At 70.3% G+C, this 17,453-nt stretch carries 17 protein-coding genes; 5 read left to right on the top strand and 12 right to left on the bottom strand.

Annotated features, from left to right (window positions below):
- Nucleotides 1-66: 66 nt before the first annotated feature.
- The 5 genes from MRBLWH11_RS04465 to MRBLWH11_RS04445 form a co-directional block, all read right to left on the bottom strand.
- Nucleotides 67-1,902, bottom strand: a complete 1,836-nt coding sequence (locus MRBLWH11_RS04465) for a YhgE/Pip family protein (protein ID WP_341946880.1) — start codon at nt 1,900-1,902, stop codon at nt 67-69.
- The gene (locus tag MRBLWH11_RS04460; protein WP_341946879.1) at nt 1,899-2,612 is read right to left on the bottom strand and encodes a hypothetical protein; all 714 of its coding nucleotides are present in this window, start codon (nt 2,610-2,612) and stop codon (nt 1,899-1,901) included. Before MRBLWH11_RS04460 ends, MRBLWH11_RS04465 begins: the two co-directional genes overlap by 4 nt.
- Entirely contained in the window at nt 2,609-3,241 is a 633-nt protein-coding gene (locus tag MRBLWH11_RS04455; protein WP_116633261.1) for a TetR/AcrR family transcriptional regulator, read from the bottom strand. The genes MRBLWH11_RS04460 and MRBLWH11_RS04455 overlap by 4 nt, the downstream gene beginning before the upstream one ends.
- Before the next feature lie 242 nt (nt 3,242-3,483).
- The gene (gene argG, locus MRBLWH11_RS04450) at nt 3,484-4,917 is read right to left on the bottom strand and encodes an argininosuccinate synthase (RefSeq protein WP_341946878.1); all 1,434 of its coding nucleotides are present in this window, start codon (nt 4,915-4,917) and stop codon (nt 3,484-3,486) included.
- A 54-nt stretch (nt 4,918-4,971) separates the two neighbouring features.
- Nucleotides 4,972-5,397, bottom strand: coding sequence for a helix-turn-helix domain-containing protein (locus MRBLWH11_RS04445; RefSeq protein ID WP_341946877.1), 426 nt, complete (start codon nt 5,395-5,397; stop codon nt 4,972-4,974).
- Nucleotides 5,398-5,494: 97 nt separating this feature from the next.
- Here MRBLWH11_RS04445 and MRBLWH11_RS04440 point away from each other — a divergent pair, with 97 nt between their 5' ends.
- The 5 genes from MRBLWH11_RS04440 to MRBLWH11_RS04420 all read left to right on the top strand — a co-directional run bounded on the left by MRBLWH11_RS04440 (nt 5,495) and on the right by MRBLWH11_RS04420 (nt 10,733).
- Nucleotides 5,495-6,850 (top strand): MFS transporter, encoded by a 1,356-nt coding sequence (locus MRBLWH11_RS04440; RefSeq protein ID WP_341946876.1) that lies wholly within the window; start codon nt 5,495-5,497, stop codon nt 6,848-6,850.
- Nucleotides 6,847-7,647 carry an NAD(P)H-dependent oxidoreductase gene (locus MRBLWH11_RS04435; protein ID WP_341946875.1) on the top strand — a complete coding sequence of 267 codons (801 nt, stop codon included), beginning with the start codon at nt 6,847-6,849 and terminating at the stop codon, nt 7,645-7,647. The genes MRBLWH11_RS04440 and MRBLWH11_RS04435 overlap by 4 nt, the downstream gene beginning before the upstream one ends.
- Nucleotides 7,648-7,807: 160 nt before the next feature.
- Nucleotides 7,808-8,515 carry a hypothetical protein gene (locus tag MRBLWH11_RS04430; RefSeq protein WP_116633255.1) on the top strand — a complete coding sequence of 236 codons (708 nt, stop codon included), beginning with the start codon at nt 7,808-7,810 and terminating at the stop codon, nt 8,513-8,515.
- 189 nt (nt 8,516-8,704) lie between these two features.
- Complete coding sequence (locus MRBLWH11_RS04425; protein WP_341946874.1) at nt 8,705-9,673, top strand: alpha/beta hydrolase fold domain-containing protein; 969 nt, start codon at nt 8,705-8,707, stop codon at nt 9,671-9,673.
- A gap of 64 nt (nt 9,674-9,737) precedes the next feature.
- Nucleotides 9,738-10,733 carry a LysR family transcriptional regulator gene (locus MRBLWH11_RS04420; RefSeq protein WP_341946873.1) on the top strand — a complete coding sequence of 332 codons (996 nt, stop codon included), beginning with the start codon at nt 9,738-9,740 and terminating at the stop codon, nt 10,731-10,733.
- 140 nt (nt 10,734-10,873) lie between these two features.
- On the opposite strand, the gene MRBLWH11_RS04415 is transcribed toward MRBLWH11_RS04420, so the two are convergent.
- The 7 genes from MRBLWH11_RS04415 to MRBLWH11_RS04385 are packed head-to-tail and all read right to left on the bottom strand — an operon-like array spanning nt 10,874 to nt 17,276.
- On the bottom strand, nt 10,874-11,989 hold the full coding sequence (locus MRBLWH11_RS04415) for a hypothetical protein (RefSeq protein ID WP_341946872.1): 1,116 nt from the start codon (nt 11,987-11,989) through the stop codon (nt 10,874-10,876).
- Nucleotides 11,983-12,747 carry a hypothetical protein gene (locus MRBLWH11_RS04410; RefSeq protein WP_341946871.1) on the bottom strand — a complete coding sequence of 255 codons (765 nt, stop codon included), beginning with the start codon at nt 12,745-12,747 and terminating at the stop codon, nt 11,983-11,985. Before MRBLWH11_RS04410 ends, MRBLWH11_RS04415 begins: the two co-directional genes overlap by 7 nt.
- Entirely contained in the window at nt 12,744-13,964 is a 1,221-nt protein-coding gene (locus MRBLWH11_RS04405) for a VWA domain-containing protein (protein WP_341946870.1), read from the bottom strand. Before MRBLWH11_RS04405 ends, MRBLWH11_RS04410 begins: the two co-directional genes overlap by 4 nt.
- Nucleotides 13,961-14,947, bottom strand: a complete 987-nt coding sequence (locus MRBLWH11_RS04400; RefSeq protein ID WP_341946869.1) for a VWA domain-containing protein — start codon at nt 14,945-14,947, stop codon at nt 13,961-13,963. The genes MRBLWH11_RS04405 and MRBLWH11_RS04400 overlap by 4 nt, the downstream gene beginning before the upstream one ends.
- Nucleotides 14,938-15,429, bottom strand: a complete 492-nt coding sequence (locus MRBLWH11_RS04395; protein ID WP_341946868.1) for a hypothetical protein — start codon at nt 15,427-15,429, stop codon at nt 14,938-14,940. Before MRBLWH11_RS04395 ends, MRBLWH11_RS04400 begins: the two co-directional genes overlap by 10 nt.
- The gene (locus MRBLWH11_RS04390; RefSeq protein WP_341946867.1) at nt 15,416-16,303 is read right to left on the bottom strand and encodes a DUF58 domain-containing protein; all 888 of its coding nucleotides are present in this window, start codon (nt 16,301-16,303) and stop codon (nt 15,416-15,418) included. Before MRBLWH11_RS04390 ends, MRBLWH11_RS04395 begins: the two co-directional genes overlap by 14 nt.
- Before the next feature lie 7 nt (nt 16,304-16,310).
- Nucleotides 16,311-17,276: an AAA family ATPase gene (locus MRBLWH11_RS04385; protein ID WP_116633963.1), complete on the bottom strand. Its 966-nt coding sequence runs from the start codon at nt 17,274-17,276 to the stop codon at nt 16,311-16,313.
- Nucleotides 17,277-17,453: the final 177 nt, after the last annotated feature.

Here is a 17,453-nt window from a genome sequence, read left to right as displayed (position 1 = left end):
AGGGCCGCGCCTTCGCATCATATCCGCCGGAGGTCCTGGCTGCAGGAGCGCTCCGGCGGACAGGGTTCACCCGATGAGGCTCGGCTGCAGATCCCGCAGCGTGCGTCGGTGCGTCATGCGCGTCACCCCGACCATCGCGAGCGCCAGGGCGCCGACGAGCCACAGGGCGAGGACGGCCAGATCCCAGCCGGCCCGGGCGAGGTCTCCGCCGTACATCAGCTGACGCATCGCGTCGACGACGTATCCCAGCGGCAGCACATGGTGCAGGGCCGCGAGCGGGGCCGGGAGGGTCTGCCACGGGAACGTGCCGCCGGCGGTGACGAGCTGGAGCACCATCAGCACCAGGCCGAGGAACTGCCCGACGGATCCCAGCCAGACGTTCAGCGTGAGGATGATCGCGGCGAACGTCGCCGAGGCGAGCACCATCACCCCGAGTGTGCCGATGGGATTGTCGAAGGTGAAGCCGAGCGTGATCGCGAGGATGCCCATCAGTCCCACCATCTGCACGGCGCCCAGCATGGCGGGGGTCAGCCATCCCGCGAGCGTGATGCGGATCGGGGAGTGCAGCGCCGTGACCGCGCGACGCGAGATCGGCTTGACGATGAGGAACAGCGCGTAGATGCCGATCCAGGCCGAGAGCGCCGCGAAGAACGGCGCGAGCCCGGCGCCGTAGTCCTCGGCCGAGGCGACCTTGTCGCTCGAGACCTTCACCGGGTCGGCGATCGTGTCGGCCTGCAGCGAGCGGAGCTCGGGCGTGGATGCCGGGATCTGCCCGACCCCCTCGGACAGCCCGTCGCGCAGCTCCGCGGTGCCCGCCGCGAGCGTGCCGAGTCCGTCGCGGAGCTGAGCGGCGCCGGCATTCGCGGATGCCGCACCGCTGGCGACCGTGCCCGCTCCGGTCGCGAGCTCGGAGGCGCCGGAGGCGAGGGATGCGGCGCCGGCGGCGAGCTGATCGACCTGGCCGACCGCGGTCTGCACCTTCGAGTTGCCGTCCTGCAGGCGGCTCGCCAGAGGGTCGAGGGCCGCGAGGACCTGATCGATCTCCTCCTGTGTCACGCCCTGCTCGGCGAGGGTGGTCGCGATGTCGGCGCGCACCTGGGGCAGCGCATCGGCGGCCTGCTGCACGGCCGCACCCGCGCGGTCGGCGACGTCGGCGAGCTGTCGGTTCCCCGCGCTCACCTGCTGCGCCCCGCTCGCCAGTGTCTGCGCGCCCGCCGCGAGCTGCGCGGTGCCGTCGGCGAGCTGTGCCGTGCCGTCGGCGAGGGTGGAGCTTCCGGATGCCGCGGTGTTCGCGCCATCGGTCAGCTGGGTCGCTCCGTCGGCGGCGGTGATCAGGCTGTCGCGCACGTCGCTCAGGCCGGTGAGCAGACGCTCGGCGGCCTCGCTCCCGACCATCTCGGCCACGGAGCTGCGGATCTTCTCGACAGCCTGCGTTCCCATCGAGGAGGCGAGGTAGTTGTTGGCGTCGTTGGTCTCCAGGTCGATGCGCGCCTGGTGCGGGTCGTCGCCCGCCGCCGAGGTGAGCGCGGAGGAGAAGTCGGCGGGGATCGTCACGGTGAAGTCGACGGTGCCCTCGCGAAGAGCATCCGCGGCCTCTTCCGCGGTCATCCGCTGCCAGTCGAAGGCGTTGCCGTCGATGAGGTTGTCGGCCACGTCCTCGCCGTAGTTCACGGTGTCGGAGCCGGCCCCCTGGTTCCCTGAGGTTGCGGCAGGGGCGCCCTCGTCGTCGACGACCAGCGCCACAGGGACCTCGGGGAACTTCGCGTAGGGGTCCTGGTTGGCCCACAGGTAGAGACCGCCGTAGAGGATCGGCACGCAGATCAGCGCGACGAGGGCGATGATGCCCATCTTGCTCGCGGTGAGGCGCCGCAGCTCGGCGGCGATCATGGAAGGAACCTTCATCGCTCGCCTCCGTTCTCGGTCGGGGCTTCGGATTCCGGGGCTTCGGGCCCCGAAGTGGCGCCGGATTCCTCGAGCACGAGCGGCTCGATCGGCCCCGAGGCGTTGATCGCGTCGAACTCCTGCATCCGCTCGAGGGCGACGGCCGCCGAGCCCCCGATGATCACGAGCATGGCGTAGCCGCGGTCGGCGAACTCGCCGGCGATGCGCCACCAGCCGTCGGGGCTGCCGCCGTGCCGGTCGGGGGCGACGAGCACGATGCCCTCGACCCCGCCGCGCAGCACCGCGAGCTCGCACATGATGCGCACGCGGGCAGCGGGGTCGACGGTGCCGATCGGGACGGATGCCAGTTCGGCGAACCCGAGCTGAGCCAGCCAGCGGCGCGCGTGCAGGGGCGTCGCGCCGACGCCGGCGAACATGAGCTCCTCGCCCACGACTCCGGCGAGCGTGATGTCGGCGTGCGGGTCGCTGACGTCCGGTGCATCGACCAGAGCCACGCGTCGCCGCAGCTCCTTCGCGTTCTCGGCTCCGTCGAGGGTGACTCGGCCGGCGTCCGGTCGCATCCGTCCGCTCGCGATCAGGCCGAGCACGGTCGGACGCTGCTCGGTCTCGGCGAGGGCGAAGCGCACGGCCCCGGTGTGGAATTCGAGGCTGGTCAGGGGAAGCGCCTGTCCGCCGCGCCCCTTGCTCACCTCGTGCAGGGTGATCCTCACGCTGTCGCCTCCTCATCGATCTCCGCGGCGATGATGTCGGGATGTGCGGCGAGCAGCTCATCCGCTTCTCGCCACGACAGTCCGGCGATGCTCAGCACCGTGCGCACCGCGACGTTCGCGGCGCCCATGCTGGCGGCATCCGTCCGCGAGACGACCGTGCGCGCCATCTCCTCGATCAGCCGGGCGAGGGTGGGGGCGGCGAGGTCGGTGCGGAAGCTCCCGTCCTCCTGTCCGCGACGGGCGAGCGCCGCGACCGTGCGGCGCAGGGGCGCGAGTGCTGCCGCCGTGTGCTCGACGTGCGCCTCGTCGAGGGCGAGCGCGGCGGCGACCTGCACGTGCGCGGCCTCCTGCCAGAGACGGGCGGCGAGGCGGGCGAGGGCGATGCGGCTGTCGGGATCGTCGACCGAGGCCGCGATGGCGTTGAAGCGCTGCGCGCCGCTGGAGATGAGCTCGCGGATCAGGGCGTCGCGGTCGTCGAAGTGTCCGTAGAGGGTGCGGCGCGAGAGTCCGGCGCTGCGGGCGATGACGTCGACGGACGCGTGCGGATCGTTCGCGAGGGTCGCTCGGGCGGCGTCGAGGATGCCGGCGCGGTTCTCCACGGAATCGCGGCGGGGTGCACGGGTGGTCATGTTCCCATGCTACTTATAGTGCACACAAGTGTGCAAGATAACTCGGAGGAGTCACAGGCTCCGCGCATCTCCGCGTTCACAACTCAGCACGGAACGCCCGTTCTCGTTCGGGCGGGATGCTCTGCGCGGCGAGGCGGCGAGTTCTTGCTGAATTGTGAACGGCGCCGCGGAGTGTCGGAACGCAGAAGGGGGCGGATGCCGCAGCATCCGCCCCCTTCTGCGTCCCTGAGCTTGTCGAAGGGTCAGTCCGTGCCGGAGTCGAAGGCCGCGCCCTCGGAGGCGACGTCCACGGCATCCGCCAGGTTCTCGTCGACCTCTTCGACCGAACCGGTGATCTCGCCCGACTCGCCCGCGGTCACGCGGCCGACGAGCGCGCCCGTGGCGCCGCCGATGAGGCCGAGGCCGGCGTACTGCTCGAGGCGCGAGCGGGAATCGGCGATGTCGAGGTTGCGCATCGTGAGCTGCCCGATGCGGTCGACCGGGCCGAAGGCGGCGTCGCCGACGCGCTCCATCGACAGCTTCTCCGGACCGTACGAGAGGTTCGGCGACGTGGTGTCGAGGATGGTCCAGTCGTCGCCGCGGCGCAGACGGATGGTGACCGAGCCCGAGATCGTGAGGCCCACCCAGCGCTGGATCGACTCGCGCAGCATGAGCGACTGCGGCTCGAGCCAGCGTCCCTCGTACATCAGGCGACCGAGGCGGCGGCCCTGCTCGTGGTAGGTCGCGAGGGTGTCCTCGTTCAGGATGCCGTTGACCAGGCGCTCGTAGGCGATGAAGAGCAGTGCCATGGCCGGGGCCTCGTAGATGCCGCGCGACTTCGCCTCGATGATGCGGTTCTCGATCTGGTCGCTCATGCCGAGGCCGTGGCGTCCGCCGATCGTGTTGGCCTCCATGACGAGGGCCACCGGGTCGCTGTACTCGACACCGTTGATGGCGACGGGGCGGCCGGCCTCGAAGGTCACCGTGACGTCTTCGGTCTCGATCGCGACCGAGGGATCCCAGAACTTCACGCCCATGATCGGGTCGACGGTCTCGAGCGAGACGTCGAGGTGCTCGAGCGTCTTGGCCTCGTGCGTCGCGCCCCAGATGTTCGCGTCGGTCGAGTACGCCTTCTCGGCGGAATCGCGGTACGGGAAGTCGTGGGCGACGAGCCAGTCGCTCATCTCCTTGCGGCCGCCGAGCTCGGTGACGAAGTCGGCGTCGAGCCACGGCTTGTAGATGCGCAGGCGCGGGTTGGCGAGCAGGCCGTAGCGGTAGAACCGCTCGATGTCGTTGCCCTTGTAGGTGGAGCCGTCGCCCCAGATGTCGACGCCGTCCTCCTTCATGGCGCGCACCAGCAGCGTGCCGGTGACCGCGCGACCGAGCGGCGTCGTGTTGAAGTAGGTCTTGCCGCCGGAGCGGATGTGGAAGGCGCCGCAGGAGAGGGCGACGAGGCCCTCTTCGACCAGGGCGTTCTTGCAGTCGACCAGGCGCGAGGCCTCGGCGCCGTACTCCAGCGCACGGCCGGGGATCGACGCGATGTCGTCTTCGTCGTACTGCCCGAGGTCACCGGTGTAGGTGAAGGGCACGGCGCCCTTGTCGCGCATCCACGCGACGGCGACGGAGGTGTCGAGTCCTCCGGAGAAGGCGATGCCGACGCGCTCGCCGACGGGCAGGGACTGGAGGACCTTGGACATGCTTTCCAGTCTATCCGCGGGCGGCGTGTCGCCCTGTGCCGCATGACGAGTGCGTCAGCGGGGCACCGGACCTGCCGCGATCGGCTCCGCCTGCCGCTCCTCATCGCGGACGGATGCCGGAGCGGCCAGCATCCGTCTCTGATGCGCGGCGTACTCGCCGCCCCACCGGGTGAGGGAGTCGATCAGGGGGCCGGCGCCGCGCCCGAGGTCGCTCAGCCGGTACTCGACCTTGGGCGGCACCTGCCGGTACACCTCGCGGGTGATCAGTCCGTCGTCCTCGAGCTCTCGCAGCTGCCGCGTGAGGACGCGGGCCGTGGGCTCGAGCAGGAGGCGGCTCAGCTCGCCGAAGCGCAGCACGCCGTGCTCGCCGAGGAGGGAGAGGATGCTGGGCTTCCAGGCGCCGCCGAGCACGGCGATCGACACCTCGGCGTCGCAGGCATCCGTCCACTCCCGGACGATGCGCTCCGTCTTCTCCCTCATGAGCTCGCCTCTCGTGCTTCCTCAGTATCCAAACGGTCACTATGTGACCGGAATGACAGTACTTGTCCCCTCCGTACCATCACACCAGACTGGGACCGTGACGTCCAGTACCCCCACGACCCTCGCCCCCACCCGTGCCCTCCGCCACCCCTGGCTCGCGATGATCCCGCTGCAGCTCGGCATCCTCATCGGGGCCCTCGCGATCAGCAGCGTCTCGACCGCCCTGCCGGCGATCCGCGGCGATCTCGCCCTCACCGACAGCGGAGCCCTGTGGCTCGTCGACATCTACTCCCTGTCGCTCGCGGCCACACTCATCCTCGCGGCGCGGATCGGCGACACCTTCGGACGCAAACGCATCGTGCTCATCGGCCTCGCGGGGTTCGCCGTGCTCAACGCCATCGGTGGGTTCGCCGACAACGGGCTGGTGCTGATCGCGATCCGGGCTCTGCTCGGAGTCGCGGAGGCGTTCGTCGTCGCGGGCGTGGTCGCCACGATCGGCGCCCACTACCAGGCGCGGGAGCGCGTGCTCGCCTACGGCCTGTGGACGGCGACCTTCGGCGCCGGGAGCGCGCTGGGCCCGGTGCTCGGCGGGATCATCACCGAGGGCCCGGGATGGCGGTGGCTGCTCCTCGGCAGCGTGCCCCTGGCCGTGATCGCCGGCGCGCTCGCGATCTGGTTGGTGCCCGACTCCCGCAGCTCCCGTCCGGCGTCGTGGGACGTGCTCAGCATCCTGTCGTCGATCGTCGCCCTCGGTGCTCTGGTCTTCGCGCTGCACGAGGTGCTCGCGGCACCGGTTCCCGCGGCCGTCGCCGGTGTCGTCGCCGTCGCGGTCCTGATCTTCTTCATCCGCCGGCAGCGCATGTTGCGCGAGCCGCTCATCGACATGCGGTTGTTCGGCGTGCCGGGCTTCAGCCCCGCGATCACGCGGATCCTCGCGAGCAGCGGGGTGGCGTCGGCATCCGTGGTGCTGGTGAGCCTCCACCTGCAGGATGCACGCGGTCACAGTGCGGCCGAGGCGGGGATCGCGATCCTCCCGCAGGCGGTCGCCATCGCCCTCGGCGGCGTGCTGGCACCGGTGTTCCTGCGGGTGCTGAGCGCGAACGCGTTGACGGTGCTGGCACTGACGGTGCAGGGCGCAGGGCTCGCCTGGCTCGCCTTCGATCCGGATCTGGTCGCGCTCCCTCTACTGCTCGTCGGTCTCGGCTTCGGGATCGGGGCGACTCTCGCCGCGACCGCGCTGTTCGACGTCACGACGGAGGACGACGCCGGCCAGGTGGGTGCCATCCAGGAGGTCGGCTTCGCGCTCGGTGGCGGACTCGGCATCGCGGTGCTCGGCACCATCGGCTCGATCCTCGGAGCGAGCGGATTCACCGTCGCCCTGTTCATCGCGGCGGTGGTCGTGGTCGCCGCGGCCGTCCTTCCGCTCGTCCGCACCGGGAAGGCGACGTCATGAGCGCCGAGCGCCCGACCGCGCACTGGATCCTCGCGCACCCGCAGTCGAGCTCGTTCAACGCACGGCTCTTCCGGGAGGGAACCCAGGCGCTCGCCGCCCACTACGACGTGGTGACCACCGATCTCTACGCGCAGGGCTTCGATCCGGTCCTCGACGCGAAGGATCTCGGTGAGCCCTTCGGCCGCGCCGGCAACCTCGTGGACCTCATGGGCGAAGCTCAGGCTGCGGGGCAGCTGACCGACGACGTGGTCGAGGAGCAGCGCAAGGTCGCCGCGGCCGAGCTTCTCGTGTTCCAGTTCCCCCTGTGGTGGTACGGCGTGCCCGCGATCCTGAAGGGCTGGTTCGATCGCGTGCTCACGAACGGGTTCGCCTACGGCACGGTCGACCCCGAGAGCGGCGTGCCGCTGCGCTACGGCGCCGGACCCCTCGCGGGCCGGCGGGCGCTGGTGATCGTCACAGCCGGGGAGGACGAGCGATCCATCGGTCCGCGCGGCATCAGCGGAGACATCGACTCGCTGCTCTTCCCGGTGACGCACGGCACCCTCTGGTACACCGGGATCGAACCGCTCGACCTGCATGTCGTGCACGACGCCGACGGCCTCGACACGACGGGAATCGACCGCGAGATCGAGCGTCTCGGTCGGCGCCTCGCAGGGATCCGCACCGAGACGCCGCAACGACCGTACCGGCGTCTGCAGGACGGCGACTACCGCGGCACGAGAGCGCTGCGCGCCGACATCCTTGCTGATCGCACCGATCTCGGCATCCACCGCACCGGCGTCGATCCGGCTCGGTGAGAGCGGCCTCAGGTGTCTTCGTGCCGCGATCCGGGCAGTGAGGGAAAACGGAGATCGGATGCCGCGGGCGCGGCGTGTCCGGACGCGACTCGCCGATACGCGCAGAGATCGTCTCTGTTTTCCGCTCGCGGGGTGCCAGAGTGTCAGGCGGAGGCGTGACATGGGCGAAGCGGTGCTGTGGGGTGTGGTCGCGGCATCCCCGCTGTTCGTGGGAGCGGTGCTCGCCATGCTGCGGGTCTGGCCGCCGCGCTGGCTCGGCATCGTCCTCGGCTTCGGCGCCGGAGCGCTGATGGCCTCGATCGCCTTCGAACTCTGGGAAGAGGGGCTGGAGCGGGGCGGTGCTGTCCCGCTCGTCAGCGGAGTCGCAGCCGGGGCCCTCGCCTATTACATCGCCGCGCGCATCCTCGACGCCAGGGCGGCGAAGAAGAAGGGCGAGGCGGGAGGGGGTCAGCTCGCCGTCGGCGCCCTGCTCGACGGCATCCCCGAGCAGCTCGTGCTCGGCATCGGGCTCGCCTCCGGCGAACCCGTCAGCATCGCACTGGTCGTCGCGATCCTCGTCTCGAACCTGCCGGAGTCGATCGGGTCGGCGGCCGACCTCCTGAAGGGCGGCATGGCGAAGAACCGCGTGCTGCTCCTCTGGGCCGGCGTCGCCGTCATCTGCGCGCTCGCCACCGTCGCGGGCTTCGGCCTCGCGACCGTGACGGGCGATGCGTTCCGCACCGCGGCGAGCGGCTTCGCCGCCGGCGCCCTCCTCGTCATGCTCGTCGACTCGATGGTGCCCGAGGCGCAGTCGAAGGCGAAGGAGTCCACGGGTCTCGCGACCGTGCTCGGCTTCGCGCTCGCCGCAGGTCTGTCGTTCGCCGGCTGACGCCACGCTCCGGTGGCAGTTCGGCAGGGTCGACGGCCCGGGCACTGTGCTCTTCTGCCACGGGAGCGCCCCGCCGGATGGCGGCCGGACGGGGCGAGATCGGGGGCGGGTGGCGGGTTACCGTGGGGGAAGACGTGAAGGATGCTGGCGGGACGCCGCCACGCAGACGGCGAGGACAAAGGAGTTCTGATGACTGACACGCTGGCTCGCCCGCCCTTCGACCCCGAGCTCGAAGCCGCACTCGCCCTGGTCGCCGACCAGATCCCGTCCACCCTCACGCCGGAGATGATCCCGCTCATGCGCCAGGCGCCGGTCAGCGGCGACGAGGAGATCTTCGCCGTGCTCGAGGCGCGGGGCTTCACGCGCCGCGACGCGACGATCGCCGGGCACGGAGGGGACGAGATCGTCGTCTCCGTGATCGAGAAGGAGGGGCGGACGGGCACGGGACCCGGCTTCTTCCACACGCACGGTGGCGGCATGATCATCGGCAACCGGTGGCTGGGCGTCGTTGGCTTCCTCGACTGGGCAGAGCGCTTCAACGGCGTGATCGTGACCGTGGAGTACCGGCTCGCGCCGGAGTACCCCGACCCGTTCCCGGTCGAGGACTGCTACGCCGCGCTCGTGTGGACGGCGGACCACGCGGAAGACCTCGGCATCGACCTGTCGCGTCTGCTGATCGGCGGCGGCAGCGCCGGAGGAGGACTGGCGGCCGGTACGGCGCTCATCGCCCGCGACCGCAGAGGTCCGGCGCTCGTCGGGCAGCTGCTCATCTACCCCATGCTCGACGACCGCGACGAGACGGTCTCGACGCGGCAGATCGACGGCATCGGCGTCTGGGATCGCGGTTCCAACATCACCGGCTGGACCGCTCTGCTCGGTGACCGCAAGGGCGGTGCCGACGTCTCGATCTACGCCGCTCCTGCTCGCGCGACCGATCTCGCGGGCCTGCCCCCGGCGTTCATCGACTGCGGCAGCGCCGAGGTGTTCCGCGATGAGGACGTGGCCTACGCCACGCGCCTCTGGGAGGCCGGCGTCCAGGCCGAGCTGCACGTCTGGGCCGGAGGGTTCCATGGGTTCGACATGTTCGCACCGCACGCGGCCGTCGCGCAGGCGATGCTCGCCGCGCGCGACAACTGGGTGAACCGCCTGCTGTCGTGACGCCGTCCCCTACGGGGTCGCGAGTCGACCCCGTAGGGTGGAACTCCCGCGCGATGGAGCCGACATGCAAGATCTGCTGGGGCGTCTCACCGCCCTCGACCCGGACGCCAGCGAGACCCTCAAGGTCGTCACGTACTTCGATGCCCTCGTGGAGCGGTCGGTCGGCGTCGAGAGCATGCTGCGCGGCGCTGCGGTGTTGAGCGGCGCGACGGTCGGGCAACGCGACGGCCGTCAGATCATGCGTGTGCGGGCCGACGGCGTCCGCATCGATCCGATCGATCCCCGAGACGGATGGATGCTGCGCGACAGCGGACCCGACGCCGTCGTGTGGATCGAACGCGAGGGCGAGCCGCACACCAACGACGCGATGATCCTCGAGCGGCTCGCGCTCGCGCTCGGCATCATCCGCGCGCGCCGCTCGGTCGGCACGGCGAGTGCGGTCGAGCTCGCCATCAGCTCCTATGCGGGTGCCGACGAGCGGGTCGGCGCGCTGTCTCGGCTGCGGCTCGCGCCCGGACGCTTCCGCGTGATCGCCTCCCTCCCCGATCCGGCACCCGGCGCGCAGCATCCGTCCGCGGTCGTGGCGACCCGGCACGGACTCACCCGGGCGACGATCCTCCCGGAGGGGGTCGCGGTCGAGGACGCCTGGGATGACGATGACGATCTCCGACGCGGCGTCGGCACGGCAGGCACCGAGGAGCAGCTCCCCGCCTCCTGGGCCGCGGCCCTGGTGGCCGTGCGACTGACCTCGCCCGCAGAGCCCACCCTCGACGCCGCCGATCTCGGCGCGCTGCTGCTGATCGCCGAGAACGCCGATTCCGGCGCCCTGCACCCGGATGCCGCGGCGCTCGCGCACCTCGATGCCCGCAGCCTCGAACTGCTCGACGCGGTTGTCGACGAGCAGAGCGTGCGGGCGGCCGCCGTGCGTCTGGGCCGACACCACTCCAGCGTGCAGGATCGCCTCACGGCGCTCACCGAGACGCTCGGCTATGACCCGCGCACCTCTCGCGGGCATGCGCGGTTCGTCGTCGCCCGGATGCTGCTGCGCCTCGCCGACTGAGGCGTTTCGTCTCGTCGCTGCGCTCCTCGCTCAACGACCGGGCTGCGGATGCTGAGGCGCTTCGTCTCGTCGCTGCGCTCCTCGCTCAACGACCGGGTTCGGTGAGCGAGCGCAGGGAGACGCAACGGTGAACGCGGGGCTCAGCCGAAGCCGGGGTACTCCTCGAGCTTCTTCTCGAACTCGGCGCGGTCGGCCTCGCTGAGCACGCCGCTGGCGATCACGACGAGCTGCAGTCCTTCGAGCGGCTCCCCGGTGCGCGCGTTCTGCGCCTGGCGGGCGGTCAGGAAGCCGCCGTCCGGGTCGTTCGACAGATCGTAAATGTTCGCGTAGAACCGCAGCGGATCGGGGTAGTTCTCGGTGTAGTACTCCCACGTGTTCTGCGTGCGCGGGTCATCGCTGCCGTAGAGCTTCGCGATCATCGCCGGGTCGATGCCCGAGTTCGTCGGGTCGTTGAACGAGTAGAGGTCCCACAGCCCGTGCTCGAGCACGACCTCGTCGATCACGGCCATGACGTCGAGCTTCTGCGCGTAGTCCTGGATCGGCTCGTTCGTCGCCCAGCCCGGGGAGGTGTACTCGACGAGCATGGATTCGCCGCCGTAGCCGTTGCGCTCCGGGCGCAGGTCCTCATCGCCGACCGGCACCCAGGTGTAGCCGAACTCGGCGGTCAGTCGGGCGCGGATGTCGGCGAACAGCACGTCGGCCTGTGCCCGCACCTCTTCGAGGGACTGCTGGCTCAGCGTCTGCTGCGGGTCGGTGCCCTTGATCGCGGGATACGCCTCCTCGTGCTTCTGCTCGTCGCTCTTCACGCCCTCGTAGTTGCCGGAGGCCGACGTCTGCAGGGCGCTCATGCCGCCGACCGTCGCGACGTTGAACAGGATCGTCACGATGAGCGCGATCGCGCCCAGCATCCGTCCGCGCGGGGAGAACAGGGCGGCGATGATCACCGCGACGACCACCAGCTGCAGAGCCAGCATCGTCACGCCGTAGAGGATGTCGGTGCCGCCGGCGACGAGCGTGCCGAGGAGGATCAGCGCGAACAGGACGGATGCCGCCAGAGCGATCCAGCCGAGGGCGTTCGCCGGCTTCTTCTCCGTGTCGAGCGTCGCGACGGCACCGGGCGTCGGCGGCAGCGGCGCACCGGCTGCGGGTGCCTGCTGGCGCCGCGCGCCGCGGTAGCCTCCAGGCGGAGGGACGGGCGGCGCGCCCTCGGTTCCGGCGATGTACCGTGCCCGCTGCTTCTCGTGGTCCATCACCATGGCTTGTCCGTTCCCGAGCTGCCGGGGTCGTCGTTCTGCTGCTGATCGCGCTCCTGCGTGCCCTGCTCGAGCTTGTCCTGCAGGTCCTCCAGCTTGTCCTCGGACGGCTGCGGCTCCTGGTCCTCGGGCTGCGGCTCCTGGGGCTGGGGCTCCTGCTCCTGTTCCTGCTGCTTCTGCTTGAGCCGCTCCTCGGTGCCGTCGAGGGCGTCCGACATGTCGCGCTCCGGATCGGAGGACTGCTGCTGCGCCTCGTCGCTTCGGCATTCCTCGGGCGTCTCGACGGTGATCGTCAGCGCCTCGCCGTACAGCTGCGCCGCCGTCGCGCCGTCGCCGCCGGCGCGGGCCGCATCGCCCATGCGCTCCACGACCAGGGCCAGGTTGATGCGCACGCCGCACACCTCGAGACCGTGCGCGAGTTCCAGGGCCTCCTCGAGCTTCGCCCTCGCCTCGGGCAGCTGCTCGGCTGCGCCGAGCGCCGTGCCGACGTTGAAGGGCGCCTTGTACGGCTCGAACCAGTTCAGGAACTCCTGCCCGCGGGCCGACGCCTCGGAACCGGCGTAGTCGTCGACCACGTAGGCGGTCACCGCCTGATGGGCGAAGGCGTACATGCTCAGCAGCTTGCCGACGAAGAACAGCGCGGCGAGTGTGAGAGGGAGGGTCCCGATCGCGACCCAGCGGCGGATGCTGCGCCGTCGGCGGTTCGATCGCAGCAGGGCTGCGGCGGCCTGGGCCCCTGAGCTCGTCGAAGGGTCGGTCACGAGGCACCTCCTCCGTCGGGCGTCGAGCGTCCTTCGTCTCGTCGCTGCGCTCCTCGCTCAGGAACCGCGGAGCGAGACGACACGCGCCCAGGAACCGCGGAGCGTGCGCCTTTCGTCTCGCTCCGCTCGCTCAGGGACCGATCGGCACGGGGCGACCGCAGCTGACGGAGTCGCGCGATGAGCAGCGTCGCGCGGGTCAGCTCGACGCCGAGGAGGGCGATGATCACCAGCGCGGCGATCCAGTACAGCTCGGTGACGTTGCCGACCTCGCCGGACTCGGCGTAGCTCGTCGTGGTCGAGGGGGCCTCGGGCAGCGTCGGCGCGGCATCCGCCGTCCGGTGCTGGTAGTCGACGCCGAGCTGCTCGGCGACCGCCTCGAGGTTCTGCTCGTCGATGACCGAGAGCGCGTTCTCGCCCTGGTATTCGATGTACCCCTCGTCGGCGTTCACCCCTCCGCCCGTGATGCGCATGGGGCCGCCCTCGGCGGTACCGTAGCCGAACACGCCGCCGGCGTCGGTGTACTTCGCGCTGCCGCTGAACGGCTCGGGGGGCGTATCGACCGTCTGCTCGCCGTCGCCGAAGTAGAACACCATCCGCGAGCGGTCCGGGGAGGCCTCGGCGGCCGAGGCGAGCGTCTCGGAGACCAGCGGCGCGGAGATGCCGATCGAGCTGCCGCGCGACTGGCTGGTCACCTCGGGCCGCAGCACTTCGAGCGACCCCATCAGCGCGGTGGTGTCGGTGGTCAACGGCATCCGCAGTTCCGCCGCCGCATCGGAGGTGATGAGGGCGAACCGCGCGCCGGGGTATTCCTCGACGATCGCGCGGACGTCTTCACGGACGCCGTCGAGCCGGGGCTCTCCGTCGCCCCAGTCCTCCGCCACGATGCTCGCGGTGGTGTCGACGACGAGCACGATGTCGGTGTCGGTCGCGAGCGTCTGGGTCGCACCGCCGGGGATGCCGGGGCGCAGCAGCATCACGAAGCACGCGAGCAGAAGGAGAAGACGCAGCGCCCACAGGGCGCGCTGCTGAGCGCGCGAACGGGACTGCGCCCGAGACGCTTCGACAGGCTCAGCGACCCCTTCCCCTGACCCCTGCTTCTGCGGGGTTCCTGAGATCGTCGAAGTTCCCCCACGCACGGTCAGCCAGACGGCGAGGGCGATCACGGGCACGAACAGCAGCACGAGCAGCAGCGGATGGAGGACGGGCTGGAAGATCACAGTCTCACCCTCCACAGCACCACGGCGAACGAGAGCAGCGTGATCGACAGCACCACGATCCAGAGATTCGGACTGTCGGTCCAGACGACCTGCGCCTCGCCGCGCAGCTCGGTCGCCTCCTGCTCCTGCACCTCGGTCACGATGTCGGACACGGTCGTCGTGTCGCGCAGGCCGTAGGCGGCGCCCCCGGTCGTCTCCGCCGCGGCGGCGAGCTCGGCGCTCACCTCGGCATCCTTGCCCTGCACCGGGTTCAGGGCGAACACGCGCACGCCCTTGGCCTTGGCGTAGCCGGCCGCCTCCTCGAGCGTCACGATCGAGGCGCCGTTGATCTCGTTGTCGGTGGCGAAGATGACCGAGCGCGACCGCTCGTCATCGGGGCGGTCGAAGCCCATCGTGCACGCGGCGAGACCGTCGCCGATCAGTGAGGCGCCGTCGCCGTTGAGGGTTCCGACCCAGTGCTCGGGGATCTGATCGACGTAGTCGAAGCTCTCCTTGATGCTCGCGAGGTGCTCTCGGATGAAGTCGTAGTCGTCGGTGAGCGGGAAGATCTGCACGGGAGAGCTGTTGAAGATCGTCAGGCCGATCCGTTCGCCCTCGAAGTCCTCGAGCAGCTCTTCGAACACGCTCAGCACCTCGACGTCGACCTCGGTCATCGAGCCCGACACGTCGAGGCACAGCATGATGTCGCGGCTGGTGTTCACCGGCTGGATGGTCTGCGACGACATCGGCCGGGCTGCCACCACACCGGCCGCGACCGTCGCCACCGTGCCGAGCACGAGGATGCCGGACAGCGCGAGCGCCCGCCGGCTCAGCGCCTGGCGGAACGACGGCAGCGCGCGCAGACGCTCGGCACGGGCGACCCGCGCCCGTTCGCCGGCTTCACCGCGTCCGGCGCGGCGCAGGCCCAGCGCGAGCCCGATGCCGAGTGCGACCAGCACGACCGCGAGGGCGACGATGATCATCCAGAAGTTGGCTAGTGCCATGTGCGCACCACCGTCCGCGCCGCTTCGGCACCCGCGATCGGGTCGATCGCCGGTCCCTGACGGAAGATGCTCGGGTAGTAGTGCCGACCCATCGCATCGATGAGTGCGGGATGCACCCCGCGGGCCTTGAGGTCGTCGAGCGCGAGCACGGGCGCTTCGAGGCCGCTGTACTCGTTCACGAACGTGCGCACGACCCTGCTCAACTCGAAGTTCGCGTTCCGCGCGGAGAGCTTCCGCTCCCGGTAGTCGGTCTCGACCATCTGGATGCGGTCGAGGTACTCCGTGCGCAGCTGCGAGAGCACGTCGACCGTGAACAGGGTCGGTCCCTGGGGCTCTCCGGCGGTGGAGAGGACGCGCCGGGGACGGGTGAGCACGATCAGCAGCCATGCGCCGAGCACCAGCAGGATCAGGATGCCGATGGCGAGCAGCATCCATCCCCAGCCGTACTGCGCCGGCGGGTAGAGCTCGTCAGATCCCGGCATGAGACCTCCGGTTCAGCAGCTGCAGCAGCTGCGAGACCGCGTCGTCCTGCCCGTCGAGTGCGGCATGGCTGATCTCCATGCGCTTCAGGGTCTCGGCGAGACGCGCGGCATCCGCCTCGGTCTGCGCCGTGAGCTCGCGGACGATGCCGAGGTCGCCCTGCACGAAGTCCGGAACGTCCCACCGGCTGTCGACGTCGCTGCGGATGGTGCGCGTCGTGTGGTCGAGCACGGGGTCGGCGTCACGCACCGTGAGCCACAGCACGTCGTGCTGCACGCGCAGTCGTCGCAGCATCCGCTCGGTCTCGTCGGTGATCGGCGCCTCGTCGGTGATCACGACGACGATCATGCGGCGGGAGATCGTTCGCGTGACGTATGACAGCAGGGCGTCGCGATCGCTCGGGGCGGTGCTCGCGTCGATGGCCCTGTCGATCGTGCGCAGGGCGTGCTCGAGTGCGCCCTCGCTGCGGCCGGGCGCTCGGCGGCGCACACGCTCCGCATCGCCGTAGACCGTCGTGAAGTCGTCGCCGTGGCGCAGGGCGAGCACGCCGAGGACGCCGGTCGCGAGGATCGCCAGATCCTTCTTGGACTTCTCGTCGTGGGCGAGCGCGGCCATCGAGCGCCCGGTGTCGACCACGAACATGATCGTGTGCATGCGCATCGCGCGATGACGCTTGACCAGCGGAGTGCCCAGCCGCGCGGTCGCACGCCAGTCGATGTCGCGCACCTGATCGCCGTACTCGTACTTGCGCAGATCCTCGAAGTCGAGACTGCGCCCGTGCAGCAGCGACGCGTACGCGCCGTCGAGCGCGTGCAGCGACTTGCGCGACGAGTGGATGAAGAGCTTGCTCTTCACCTGCGTGATCAGGCTGGGCATGGGCGGGTCAGGGAGTGGGAACGGCCGCGAAGATCTCGTCGATGATCTCCTCGCTGCGGATGCCCTCGGCGTCGGCCTCGAAGGTGAGGAGCAGACGGTGGCGCAGCACCAGGTGACGAAGGGCGCGGATGTCCTCGGGCAGCACGTGCGCGCGGCCGTTCAGCAGCGCCAGCGCGCGCGAAGCCTGCAGGAACGCGATGCTCGCACGCGGGCTGGCCCCGTACTTGATGAGGCGTGCGCGCTCCTCGCCGATGTACGGCGCGGGGTTCCGGGTCACATAGGCGATCGAGACGATGTAGTTGCGGATGGCCGGGTCGACATAGACGCGGCTCGCGACGTCCTGCAGCAGGTCCACGTCGTCGAGGCTCACCGAGCTGGTCACGTGCCGGTCGGGGTCGAGCACGCCCGAGTCGATGCGGCTGAGGATCTCGAACTCCTCCGCCGGGCTCGGGTACTCGACGATCTCCTTGAGCAGGAAGCGGTCCATCTGCGCCTCGGGCAGCTCGTAGGTGCCCTCCTGCTCGATCGGGTTCTGCGTCGCGATCACGAGGAACGGCTTCGGGAGGTGATGGATCTCGCCGCCGATCGTCGTCTGGTGCTCCTGCATCGCCTCGAGCATCGCGCTCTGGGTCTTCGCGCTCGAGCGGTTGATCTCGTCGAGCAGCACGAAGTTCGCGTGCACAGGACCGAGCACCGTGCGGAACGAGCCGGTCGCCGACTCGTAGATCTGGCTGCCGGTGATGTCGCTGGGCAACAGGTCGGGCGTGCACTGGATGCGCTTGAACTGAGCCTTGACGGTGTCGGCGAGCGTGCTGGCCGCCGTGGTCTTGGCGAGTCCCGGCACGCTCTCGAGCAGGATGTGGCCGCCGGCGATGAGCGAGACGAGCAGGCTCATCCGCAGGCGGTCCTGGCCGACCATCTTCGCGGAGTACGAGTCCGAGATGACCGTGAGGACGGCGGCGGCGCGCGACATCTCGGCGTCGGTGGGGGCGCCCTGGTTCTTCGAGCCGGACACGCCCGCCGTCGTGGACGCCGACGCCCGGGTCTCTGAGCCTCCGCCCTGGGTCCCTGAGCCTGTCGAAGGGGCGGGAGGAGGAGGCGGGGGCGGCGGCGCAGAGCTCGCCTGCGGGTCCGGCGTGTAGGGCTCGTT

The sequence above is a fragment of the Microbacterium sp. LWH11-1.2 genome (assembly GCF_038397745.1).
In the GTDB taxonomy this organism is placed as follows: Bacteria; Actinomycetota; Actinomycetes; order Actinomycetales; family Microbacteriaceae; genus Microbacterium.
Note: the sequence above shows the minus strand (reverse complement) of the source record. Positions and strands in the feature narration are given on the sequence as shown.

Bases quoted from the DNA above. Each gene is read 5' to 3' on its own strand.
- MRBLWH11_RS04390 (WP_341946867.1), bottom strand. From the start codon at position 16,303: ATGCCCAGCCTGATCACGCAGGTGAAGAGCAAGCTCTTCATCCACTCG.
- MRBLWH11_RS04385 (WP_116633963.1), bottom strand. From the start codon at position 17,276: ATGTCGCGCGCCGCCGCCGTCCTCACGGTCATCTCGGACTCGTACTCC.
- MRBLWH11_RS04420 (WP_341946873.1), top strand. From the start codon at position 9,738: ATGCAAGATCTGCTGGGGCGTCTCACCGCCCTCGACCCGGACGCCAGC.
- MRBLWH11_RS04430 (WP_116633255.1), top strand. From the start codon at position 7,808: ATGGGCGAAGCGGTGCTGTGGGGTGTGGTCGCGGCATCCCCGCTGTTC.
- MRBLWH11_RS04435 (WP_341946875.1), top strand. From the start codon at position 6,847: ATGAGCGCCGAGCGCCCGACCGCGCACTGGATCCTCGCGCACCCGCAG.
- MRBLWH11_RS04400 (WP_341946869.1), bottom strand. From the start codon at position 14,947: ATGGCACTAGCCAACTTCTGGATGATCATCGTCGCCCTCGCGGTCGTG.
- MRBLWH11_RS04465 (WP_341946880.1), bottom strand. From the start codon at position 1,902: ATGAAGGTTCCTTCCATGATCGCCGCCGAGCTGCGGCGCCTCACCGCG.
- MRBLWH11_RS04395 (WP_341946868.1), bottom strand. From the start codon at position 15,429: ATGCCGGGATCTGACGAGCTCTACCCGCCGGCGCAGTACGGCTGGGGA.
- MRBLWH11_RS04455 (WP_116633261.1), bottom strand. From the start codon at position 3,241: ATGACCACCCGTGCACCCCGCCGCGATTCCGTGGAGAACCGCGCCGGC.
- argG (WP_341946878.1), bottom strand. From the start codon at position 4,917: ATGTCCAAGGTCCTCCAGTCCCTGCCCGTCGGCGAGCGCGTCGGCATC.
- MRBLWH11_RS04425 (WP_341946874.1), top strand. From the start codon at position 8,705: ATGACTGACACGCTGGCTCGCCCGCCCTTCGACCCCGAGCTCGAAGCC.
- MRBLWH11_RS04415 (WP_341946872.1), bottom strand. From the start codon at position 11,989: ATGGTGATGGACCACGAGAAGCAGCGGGCACGGTACATCGCCGGAACC.
- MRBLWH11_RS04445 (WP_341946877.1), bottom strand. From the start codon at position 5,397: ATGAGGGAGAAGACGGAGCGCATCGTCCGGGAGTGGACGGATGCCTGC.